The organism is Sphingobacterium sp. UBA3549 (assembly GCF_002376635.1).
Classification (GTDB): domain Bacteria; phylum Bacteroidota; class Bacteroidia; order Sphingobacteriales; family Sphingobacteriaceae; genus Sphingobacterium.
In genome coordinates, this window is record NZ_DFOE01000005.1 from 137,007 (window position 1) to 146,155 (window position 9,149).

Below are 9,149 nucleotides of genomic sequence, written 5' to 3' on the forward strand. Positions count from 1 at the left end.
TCTATTGAATTGTCCAATCTACATAGGATCCATGAATCGCGATGGTATCGTTGGAAATATTGAATTTAAAGTCGATATAATCCATTTGACAGGATAAAAGATCGCTGCAGCAGAACTGACGGTCAATTTTAAAGTGCATTCTGAAACTACCGCTGGTATGATCAGTATAAAAAGACAGCCTGCTAATACTAAAATCGCTTAAATGTGGTGCACCATCTTTATTCTCTAAGCAGTCAACAACATAGTCGTTGATATCTTTCATGTTTGCGTCCATGGACTGGAGAAGATCCTGGATATTGAAAGGGATGCTGAGGTGATCTTTTTCTATTGAAATTTTTATGTTTATCGCTGTCATTGTATTATCGAATCTTTACAAAGCTCTTTCCAATTTGGAATAAATAGGTCGAAAATAGCCTCTGTTTCCATACGGGATTTCTGAGCAAATTTACAGAATGCCTTGAGTACAATTCGATTTATATGTTCTTTTTCTAAATCGATGAGTCGATTTGAAAAATAAATTCCACTGTCAACAATCGTAAATTCGCTTTTTGGTAACTTTTTGACGGCAACGCTGGAGATATTGTAGATGTCCAGCTGTTCTTCCCAGTAGGACATCTGCTTTATAACTTCATTATAAAGTAGTTCTTTGCTCCACTTGGAGAGTAATTTCAATGTATTTGTGCTCTTGTTTTGATAAACAGCTATGCTAGTTGCTGTTAGATTAACTTTTGTTGAGGTTGAGTTAGAATAAATTTTAACTAAATAAGGTTTTCCAAATAGGATATAAGGATTGTCCAGATATGCATACGATTGAAGATCGTCTTCGATTGTTGGCGGATTCAACTTAAGATATTCTTTAACTGAAGCCATATCCCAATGAGCCGGAGCATATACACGATAAGGAGATAGGCTGCCTAAAACTTGAATATAATCTTTATTACAAGGAATTATTTCGTAAAATGTATTAGCGATTTCGATTTGCATTGTTCGATTTTAAATTACAAATGGTGAGTTCGACGTTAAGAGTGCACGATACCCCATAAGTTGCGTTAAAGTAACGTTTTTTATAGTATACTACAGTTATAATGGTAATAATTTCTTTTATATAATGAGCCGCATCAATGCGGCTTTCGTTCGACCAAATGATGCTTTCCTAGTAACCCACTTCTAACTGTAAGTACGATGTTCCCAAGGCGGACGCATTGTGAAAGTACATGTATAAAGGTGGACTTAACGTGGACTCATGGTGTACTCACGGTACATACAGTTGGAAGTTGCTCCAGAATTGGTAATAACTTTTTAGCATTCTTATCAGCTATCAATACCGTATGATATCTACAAAAGCCATGATAATTCTTACAAAGAAAATTACCTCAAATCACTTAGTTTTGTTAAAAATGATATCGGCATGAATGGAATTACGCAAAATCAAGATTCATATCTGTTAAAGAATGTATTGTTAGAAACAGGCTTTCTTTATGAAAACGCGGAAGTTGTTGCTACAAAAACAGCATTATTTGATATACAAATTGAGGGAAATAAAATAAAAAGTGTTGAGCCTGCGCAATCTACAACGGATGTAAAAGGCTTTGACATCAAAGGTAAATTGGCATTACCACCATTTCGTGATATGCACATTCATTTGGACAAAACCTTATTTGGCCTTCCTTGGAAGGCAGTATTTCCAAAAAATAGGACTGTAAAAGATATGATTGCCAAAGAGCAGATGATCATCCCGGAGCTATTGAAAACCTCGGCTGAACGGGCCGAAAAGCTAATTTCACTCTTGCAGGGCTACGGAACCAATTTTGCGCGCACGCATTTTAATATTGATCCGACGTCTGGCACAGCGTCACTGGAGCACTTGTTACAGGCTCTTGAACATTTAAAGGATTCATTTTCTGCCGAATTGGTCGCATTCCCGCAGCATGGGCTATTTTATACAAAATCTGCGGAGCTGATGGAGGAGGTGGCCAAATGGGAGCAGGTGAACTTTATCGGTGGTCTAGACCCCTTTAGTATTGACGGTAGTATTGAGAAGCCGGTGGACTTGACCATTCAACTTGCATTGGACAATAACAAAGGTATCGATATCCACTTGCATGAAGGCGGACAATCTGGCGTTAAAACGATTCATTATTTAATTGATAAAGCTTTCGAAAATCCAGCGTTGCAAGGTCGTACCTTTATCAGCCATGCTTTCGCTTTGGGCTACATGGCAAAAAGGGAATTAGCATATACGGCCGAACGCCTCGCGGCAGCGAAAGTTGGTATTTGTAGTTCGGTGCCTTTCCGCAACATGTTAATGCCACTTCCGGAACTGGAAAAGGCAGGAGTGGAAGTTTTTATAGGGAATGACAACGTTCAAGATCACTGGAGTACTTTTGGTAGCGGTAATATGCTTCAAAAGGCCAATTTGGTTGCACAATTATACGGTTATGAAACCGAATTTGAGCTATCCCGCAGCCTCCGTTACGCGACTAATGGTAGCATTCCACTTGATGACCATGGGAAAATCGTGTGGCCAAAAGTGGGAGACGATGCTAGCCTTATTTTTGTTGATGCAAGTTGTTCTGCAGAGGCGGTGTCCCGCATCTCGACCGTAAATGGATTTGTTTATCAGGGAAATAGCTCATCAATCATAGCATAGAAATCCCAAGTTATGGTTTATAAAATTGGCGTTTTTTATTTTGATGTATTCGTTTAATGTAGGAAAGTGGTTTTGCAGTAATCTATTTTATAGGATTCTCCGTTGTGTACCAGTTGAACCTCATTTTTGGTTCTTACATCATGGCCGTAATCGACAAATACGATAAATTTACTGTCTGATACTTTTTCAATTTTAACATCCTGAATATCCAACGCATCATCATTCCCGCGTCCAAATAGCCATGTCTCATGGGTATACAGTGGATAGATTTTTCTCCATTTGGCTTTGTAAGCTGCCTCGGCCATGGGTAGTTCCTCATCGGAAAGGTTTGATGGCCCGTAAATTTCATTGGCGTCTTGTAAAAATGCACGAAATCGCGGGGTACATAATGCATCTTCTTTGTCTAAGTAGTAGCAATATTTTCCAGTTGAGAAGCCTTCGCACTGAAAAATGCCTTCCAGCCAAGATTCTGCTGGATGGCTATCCTTTAAAGTTGAATCCCGTATTTCTGCCATCTCCTTATTTTGAGGTGTAGTTTGCTGTATTGCAGCTGCTATAGAATTGCTTTTATCCTCTTGAACTCCATTTGTACAACTTGCTAAAATACAAGATAGAACAATTGCTGCATATGAACTCTTCATTTGTTGATATCATCTTAGTTGGTATAAAATTAAGCTATTAAAAGCATATTACCATCATTGATTACAGCGACATCGAAAATCGTATTGGCTAAAAAAATATGCTATTCGATATGGTTTCTACAATTTTCCTCATTCACTATTGGATTATTATTTATGTTATATGCGCAATACATCTGCGTAATTGATAGATTCTGTTTGCTTTCTTACATTTTTTTTATTTTTTATAGCTGTATATCAGTTTATTATTTTGATATAAAGGACTTTTTAATTCCTTTTTATTACTACGCAAATTGGCCGCGTGGTGCCCCAGCGATATTTGTAATGTCAGCAATGACAAACATTCTTTGATGGAAAGGATAGCAGTAGAATTCGAATCCCACTTCCATCTTCGGATAGAATAGCATAACGATACAGCATAGCGCATTGCTATTTGTGGACATCATTTTACTAAATACCGTTAGGCTGATGGAAGAAAACAGTATGGAGTTCAAATTAAAGGAAATGGAATATATTAAAAAGATCGTTGAAAAGATCAATACGATTTCGCTTGTTGGAAACGGACAGATTGTCGATCAACTTAAACAATATGTGTGAAATAAAAGATACTACATGTGAAGAGGTGCAGGTAACAACGTAAAGAGGTGTTGTTGCCTGCTTTAGAGGAGTTGTAAAGTTTACTATATTAGAAAGTCAGAAAATGGAAAATAAAAGAATAAATGGCAATGATTTAATTGCATTAGGATTTAAAGAAAATCATACGTTGGGTGTTGCGTTGAAAATCAACAGTAAAAGACACGGTTATACACGCGAAGAAATGTTGGAAAAGTTTAGATCTGTCTTGGAAGACCCGACGAGTTATTCCGAAGACGCTGTGTTTGGTATTTTGTCCAGTGCTATACTCGGACAAGACGCGGTTGATAAGTCATTAATAGTGTTGAATGAAACACCGGTAGATTATGCGATCTATGGCGCTTCTGAAATCGAAACCGGGGCGAAAGCACAAATGAATGTTGCCATGAAATTGCCTGTTGCAGTTGCCGGTGCATTAATGCCGGACGCGCATCAAGGCTACGGACTACCAATCGGAGGCGTATTGGCGACCAGTAATGCGGTAATCCCTTATGGGGTTGGTGTAGATATTGGATGTCGTATGGCTTTGTCCATCTTCGATTTACCAGCCTCATTTTTGGAAGAAAATGTAATGATGCTCAAAGATGTTATTCTACGTAACAGCAAGTTTGGAGCCGGTAATGGATATCTGAGACACGAACGTGTAGATCATGGGGTGTTAGATAATAAATTGTTTACGGAGAATAGCTTGCTTTCGTCCTTGAAGGATAAAGCCTGGACACAATTGGGATCTTCAGGTGGTGGAAATCACTTTGTGGAATTTGGTGTCGTCGAATTTGAGGATAAAGATGAGGTTTTAAATATTGAACGTGGGACTTATTTGGGCTTATTAACACATTCAGGTTCAAGGGGAATGGGCGCTACCATCGCTGGACATTACACAAAATTAGCCAAATCTTTGTGTAAGTTGCCTTACCAAGCTGAAAATTTGGCTTATTTAGATCTGGACACCCATGAAGGGCAAGAGTATTGGCTGGCCATGAATCTCGCCGGTGATTATGCGTCAGCTTGCCATGAGGTGATTCATAAAAAAATTAAGTTGGCTTTAGGGGCAGAGTTGTTAGCGCAGGTGGAAAATCATCACAATTTTGCATGGAAGGAAACCTGGAACGACCAAGAGGTTATAGTCCATCGAAAAGGTGCGACACCCGCGGCGAAAGGAGTGATGGGCATTATCCCCGGATCAATGGCCACACCGGGTTTTTTGGTGCGTGGAAAAGGGGAGGTGAAGGCTATTCAGTCGGCCTCTCATGGAGCAGGACGATTGATGAGCCGTACACAAGCAATCAAAACATTATCTCCTCATAACCTTAAAGAGATGCTTACTGATAAAGGTATTATGCTGCTTGGGGCAGGCATGGATGAAGCGCCAATGGCCTATAAAGACATTCATGCCGTGATGGCTTCGCAAAAGGATCTCGTTGATGTCGTAGCAAAGTTTTCTCCAAAGATTGTACGCATGGCAGACGATGGAAGCCGAGAAGACTAATTGTCAAAAAGCGCCTTAACAATACGTTTGAGGCGCTTTTTGACTACTAGTTTGTTCAATTATGTCAATCAATACGAGCGATTAGATCGGTTTGGCCGTCGCAACCTCTTTGTAGGTGTATACGTTATATGGATATAGTTTTTTTGCTAATACCTTTGCTATAAAACTACTGATAAGTAGGGGCGCTAATAATAGATATCCTGAAGGAACGAGGCTTGCAATAATAAAAATAGCCGTAAAAGGTGCGTGTATGGCTGCAGAAAGCATTGCCGCGGCACCAAAAAGAGCAAAATTAATGACGATCAGCTGTGTTCCGAGGTAACGATTGCAAAGCTGCGCAAACAAAACGCCTAATAAAGCTCCTGTTACAATGCTTGGCGCAAAAACACCACCATCGCCACCCGCGCCGAGGGTCAAAGATGCCACTAGTGGTTTTAGAAGAACGAGCAGAATCAATGGAAGAAAGTAGCTCAAATTTACGGAGTCATGAAGACTGCCTTTTAGAATCTCACCAAGTCCGTGATAACTATCGCCATAAAGTGCTGGTAGGAAAAAGATAAATATTCCTATAGTGATAGCTCCTAAATTGACTCGTATAAAGTTACTTTTTATACCTGCAAAATAGGATTTTGCATAAATAACAATCTTCGTAAAATATAAAGCTAAAATCCCGCCAATCAATCCTAAAAGGACGACAAAGGGGACTGTCTGCCACCGCCATGCCTTTGCCTCAACTATAAATAATGGACTGGCGTCAACATAATAAACAAATACATATGCCACCGCCATAGAAGTGATTCCGCTAATGAGCAAAGTCTTATTATATTTCCGTGCAATGACTTCAAAAGCAAATAGAAAGCCACCTAGGGCGCTTCCAAACAAGAGCGTCACTCCGGCGATTACACCGGCGCAAATCAGTTCGGTTTTATAGGCCCAAGCGGCATGTAATCGTTTATATGCATGGTTCCCTACTGTCGCTGTAGCAACAACGGTAGAAACCTCAACGCCCGTTGATCCGCCGAAAATGACGGTTAGAAAACCGTTGATGTAGTGAGATGGAATTTTAAAAAAAGGCAAATGGTCTTTTCTTGTTTCTAAGGTGGTATAGATTTCTTTTATCCCTTTGTTTTTTCTGCTTTTAAAAGCATGCTTTCGTAAGAAGTAAATAGCTGTTATACCTATACTAGGTAAAATAATAAGCAGTCTAGGATCCCAAGAGGATACGCTTTCAAACAACTCTTCCTGTACATAGCCCGTGCTGTGCTTGAGGCTGAACGCCACTAGGCAACAAAGAATGCTGACGACAGCTGAACTTCCAATTAATTTTAAATAGCTATATCGAACAACTTTTTTTCTATATGCCGTATTGATTTGCATGATGTTCTTTTTTTAATCGACACAAAGGTAAGGGATATTTAATTTAAAATAAACGGCAATACTGAATGACATATGTTTTGTTACGATATACACCCTAATAGATACCGATGAAAATATCTACTTTTGCATTTGCTGGATCCTGTGCTTTTTCTCCGTAGATTTCAAAGTCTGCTGTAAATGCTCTTGATAGATCAGAATTCCAAATCTCTTGCCAAGCTTGATAAACAATGCCATCTTCCAGATTTCCTTCTGCCGTAAAGTGCTGATATTGATTTTCAGCGATATGAATACCGTCCATGTCTTCCGGTACTTCTTCAAGACTTCTTACTTTGCAGCCCAGTAACGTTGTATAAGGCAAGGTATGATCTCTTTCATATTCTGTATAAATACAATAGAGGTCGTTGGATATCTTGTTGGGGATACGGCTCAATACGTCTTCTTTAAAAAAACGGCTCCAAAGTTCGGGAATGTCCTTAGCAGCCTGTCCATTTTTATTGCTTGTCCGAACAGCTAGACCAATTATACTGAATGAAGGAATTGTCTTATTTTTCATGAGTTTTAGTTTTCCTCAAAGTTAGGTTAGCGAATGACAGCTGTATGTCACGAAAGAGAAAATAATGCGTTTTTTTTGCGATGGATGTATAGGGTATTTAAAAATAGCGGAGTTTATATTTGTTTTCCGTTAGGCCTTATATTTTTGGTAATTCAGTGCTTTTATTTAAAGAAAAAGTATGGTGCGAAAACCGCGTGCTGCGTAATAGGAGATGGCTCCATTATGATACGTGAAAACTCGGTTGTAGCGTCGATCACAGAATAAAGCGCCACCAAGTTTGCGGATAGCTTCTGGCGTTTGTATCCAGCTAGAAGTTTACAAATCAAATTCACCGAACATCTGTAGCTGGCGATACTGTTCTTCAGAAAGGAGCTCAGTCCCCATCTTTTTAGCCTCTTCCAATGCACTTCCAATAGGCTTGTTTTCTTTCCGATCATTTAGGGCCTTTTGGTCAAAACAAAGACTTCTCCTTCCTTTGGGGCTTTCCTACGCACAGTCTACGTAAGCATATAGCTTTGCTTTTGGATCAATAATAACGATATCGGGTTCACCGGCACTCTTTTCCATCTGGAAGAGGCTCCACAATTTTTGGGGATTGTCACGTAATTTGTCGGCTACCTCATTCCAACTGATCTGTGGATGCCTATTCGGGAATTTATTAAATCTTTTTTCTAAAGTCTCCAGCAGTAATAACTGCTCCTCTTGTGTAAGTGAATGTTTCATAAATGGTTATCCTTGTTTAATTAAAAGTAAGCATTTAATTCAATACTTGTGAAGCTTCGCGCATGTATTGAATTAAATATCTTACTCCAAAATTGAATTAAATTTATATTTTTACGTTCAATTTTTATATAAATATGGCTTCAGGAATATTTGCAATATTAGATGATATTGCAGCTTTGATGGATGATGTGGCAGTAGCGAGCAAAATCGCGACTAAAAAAACTGCTGGAATCTTAGGTGATGATTTAGCAGTTAATGCCGAGAAAGCAACTGGCTTTTTGGCGTCGCGTGAGCTCCCTGTTCTATGGGCGATTACCAAGGGATCACTGCTTAATAAATTGATTATTGTTCCAATCGCCTTATTATTGAATGTTTTTTTTCCAATCGCTATTAAGTACATTTTAATCTTGGGCGGTTTCTATCTTGCTTTCGAAGGGGTAGAGAAGATTATGGAATACCTATTCCATCGAAAGGATACCACCAATGAGGCCAAAGTGGAGGCGGTAGTTGCTGAAGACTCGGTTGCCGCGGAAAAGGCTAAGGTCAAATCGGCTATTACAACAGATTTCATTCTTTCTGTGGAAATTGTCATTATCGCCTTAGGAACAGTTTTAGGAAAGAGCTTATCCTTACAAATCATCACGGTGTCTGTTGTGGCTTTTCTAGCCACTGTTGGAGTTTATGGAATTGTAGCACTTATTGTTAGGATGGATGATGCGGGATATAAGTTGATTAAAACATCACGTGAGAAGGGGCCTATTGCAAGTTTAGGCCGATTTTTAGTACGTGCACTGCCGTTTGTCATCAAACTACTGGCCATCGTTGGTACATTTGCTTTAATTTTGGTTTCGGGTGGAATATTTGCTCATTATATTGATTTTTTACACCACGCGCTTCCAACGCTGCCGGGGATAGTAAAGGAACTATTATTCGGTCTAGCAGGCGGGATTATTGTTGTAATTCTATTTACAATTGGAAAAAAACTGTTTAAAAAGAAAAAATAAAGTAGATCCCTAAGCAAGGGATCAGTACTTAATAACAAAAAAAACAGGCTACTTTAAAGTAGGGCACTGAAAAAGTCCCCTT

General features: G+C 39.1%; 10 protein-coding genes and 1 pseudogene. 4 read left to right on the plus strand and 7 right to left on the minus strand.

Annotated elements, in window-relative coordinates; all coding sequences use genetic code 11:
• Window position 1 precedes the first annotated feature (1 nt).
• Together B2W36_RS03560 and B2W36_RS03565 are read right to left on the minus strand one after the other, a co-directional pair.
• Entirely contained in the window at window positions 2–355 is a 354-nt protein-coding gene (locus B2W36_RS03560; protein ID WP_293883162.1) for a hypothetical protein, read from the minus strand.
• A complete protein-coding gene (locus tag B2W36_RS03565) occupies window positions 352–984 on the minus strand; it encodes a DUF45 domain-containing protein (protein ID WP_293883165.1) in 633 nt (210 codons plus the stop codon). Before B2W36_RS03565 ends, B2W36_RS03560 begins: the two co-directional genes overlap by 4 nt.
• 424 nt (window positions 985–1,408) lie before the next feature.
• Here B2W36_RS03565 and B2W36_RS03570 point away from each other — a divergent pair, with 424 nt between their 5' ends.
• Complete coding sequence (locus B2W36_RS03570) at window positions 1,409–2,650, plus strand: amidohydrolase (protein WP_293886458.1); 1,242 nt, start codon at window positions 1,409–1,411, stop codon at window positions 2,648–2,650.
• A 53-nt stretch (window positions 2,651–2,703) separates the two neighbouring features.
• Here the strand turns inward: B2W36_RS03570 and B2W36_RS03575 are convergent, their stop codons facing one another.
• Window positions 2,704–3,291: a hypothetical protein gene (locus B2W36_RS03575; protein ID WP_293883170.1), complete on the minus strand. Its 588-nt coding sequence runs from the start codon at window positions 3,289–3,291 to the stop codon at window positions 2,704–2,706.
• A 281-nt stretch (window positions 3,292–3,572) separates the two neighbouring features.
• Window positions 3,573–3,734, minus strand: coding sequence for a hypothetical protein (locus B2W36_RS03580; RefSeq protein WP_293886459.1), 162 nt, complete (start codon window positions 3,732–3,734; stop codon window positions 3,573–3,575).
• Window positions 3,735–3,756: 22 nt separating this feature from the next.
• Here B2W36_RS03580 and B2W36_RS03585 point away from each other — a divergent pair, with 22 nt between their 5' ends.
• Both B2W36_RS03585 and B2W36_RS03590 read left to right on the plus strand, forming a co-directional pair.
• The gene (locus tag B2W36_RS03585) at window positions 3,757–3,885 is read left to right on the plus strand and encodes a hypothetical protein (protein WP_293883173.1); all 129 of its coding nucleotides are present in this window, start codon (window positions 3,757–3,759) and stop codon (window positions 3,883–3,885) included.
• 103 nt (window positions 3,886–3,988) lie between these two features.
• On the plus strand, window positions 3,989–5,410 hold the full coding sequence (locus tag B2W36_RS03590; RefSeq protein WP_293883176.1) for an RtcB family protein: 1,422 nt from the start codon (window positions 3,989–3,991) through the stop codon (window positions 5,408–5,410).
• Between the two features lie 81 nt (window positions 5,411–5,491).
• Here the strand turns inward: B2W36_RS03590 and B2W36_RS03595 are convergent, their stop codons facing one another.
• From B2W36_RS03595 to B2W36_RS03605, 3 genes and pseudogenes are all read right to left on the minus strand, one after another.
• A complete protein-coding gene (locus tag B2W36_RS03595; protein WP_293883178.1) occupies window positions 5,492–6,787 on the minus strand; it encodes a chloride channel protein in 1,296 nt (431 codons plus the stop codon).
• A gap of 94 nt (window positions 6,788–6,881) precedes the next feature.
• Entirely contained in the window at window positions 6,882–7,340 is a 459-nt protein-coding gene (locus B2W36_RS03600) for a GyrI-like domain-containing protein (protein ID WP_293883180.1), read from the minus strand.
• Between the two features lie 315 nt (window positions 7,341–7,655).
• Window positions 7,656–8,063, minus strand: a pseudogene (locus B2W36_RS03605) (DUF4256 domain-containing protein).
• A 134-nt stretch (window positions 8,064–8,197) separates the two neighbouring features.
• On the opposite strand from B2W36_RS03605, the gene B2W36_RS03610 reads away from it, so the two are divergent.
• Window positions 8,198–9,067, plus strand: a complete 870-nt coding sequence (locus B2W36_RS03610; RefSeq protein WP_293883183.1) for a DUF808 domain-containing protein — start codon at window positions 8,198–8,200, stop codon at window positions 9,065–9,067.
• Window positions 9,068–9,149: the final 82 nt, after the last annotated feature.

What these genes read in the sequence shown, in the direction of transcription:
- B2W36_RS03600 (WP_293883180.1), bottom strand. Translation starts at nt 7,340, where the DNA reads ATGAAAAATAAGACAATTCCTTCATTCAGTATAATTGGTCTAGCTGTT.
- B2W36_RS03595 (WP_293883178.1), bottom strand. Translation starts at nt 6,787, where the DNA reads ATGCAAATCAATACGGCATATAGAAAAAAAGTTGTTCGATATAGCTAT.
- B2W36_RS03590 (WP_293883176.1), top strand. Translation starts at nt 3,989, where the DNA reads ATGGAAAATAAAAGAATAAATGGCAATGATTTAATTGCATTAGGATTT.
- B2W36_RS03565 (WP_293883165.1), bottom strand. Translation starts at nt 984, where the DNA reads ATGCAAATCGAAATCGCTAATACATTTTACGAAATAATTCCTTGTAAT.
- B2W36_RS03580 (WP_293886459.1), bottom strand. Translation starts at nt 3,734, where the DNA reads ATGATGTCCACAAATAGCAATGCGCTATGCTGTATCGTTATGCTATTC.
- B2W36_RS03570 (WP_293886458.1), top strand. Translation starts at nt 1,409, where the DNA reads ATGAATGGAATTACGCAAAATCAAGATTCATATCTGTTAAAGAATGTA.
- B2W36_RS03560 (WP_293883162.1), bottom strand. Translation starts at nt 355, where the DNA reads ATGACAGCGATAAACATAAAAATTTCAATAGAAAAAGATCACCTCAGC.
- B2W36_RS03610 (WP_293883183.1), top strand. Translation starts at nt 8,198, where the DNA reads ATGGCTTCAGGAATATTTGCAATATTAGATGATATTGCAGCTTTGATG.
- B2W36_RS03585 (WP_293883173.1), top strand. Translation starts at nt 3,757, where the DNA reads ATGGAAGAAAACAGTATGGAGTTCAAATTAAAGGAAATGGAATATATT.
- B2W36_RS03575 (WP_293883170.1), bottom strand. Translation starts at nt 3,291, where the DNA reads ATGAAGAGTTCATATGCAGCAATTGTTCTATCTTGTATTTTAGCAAGT.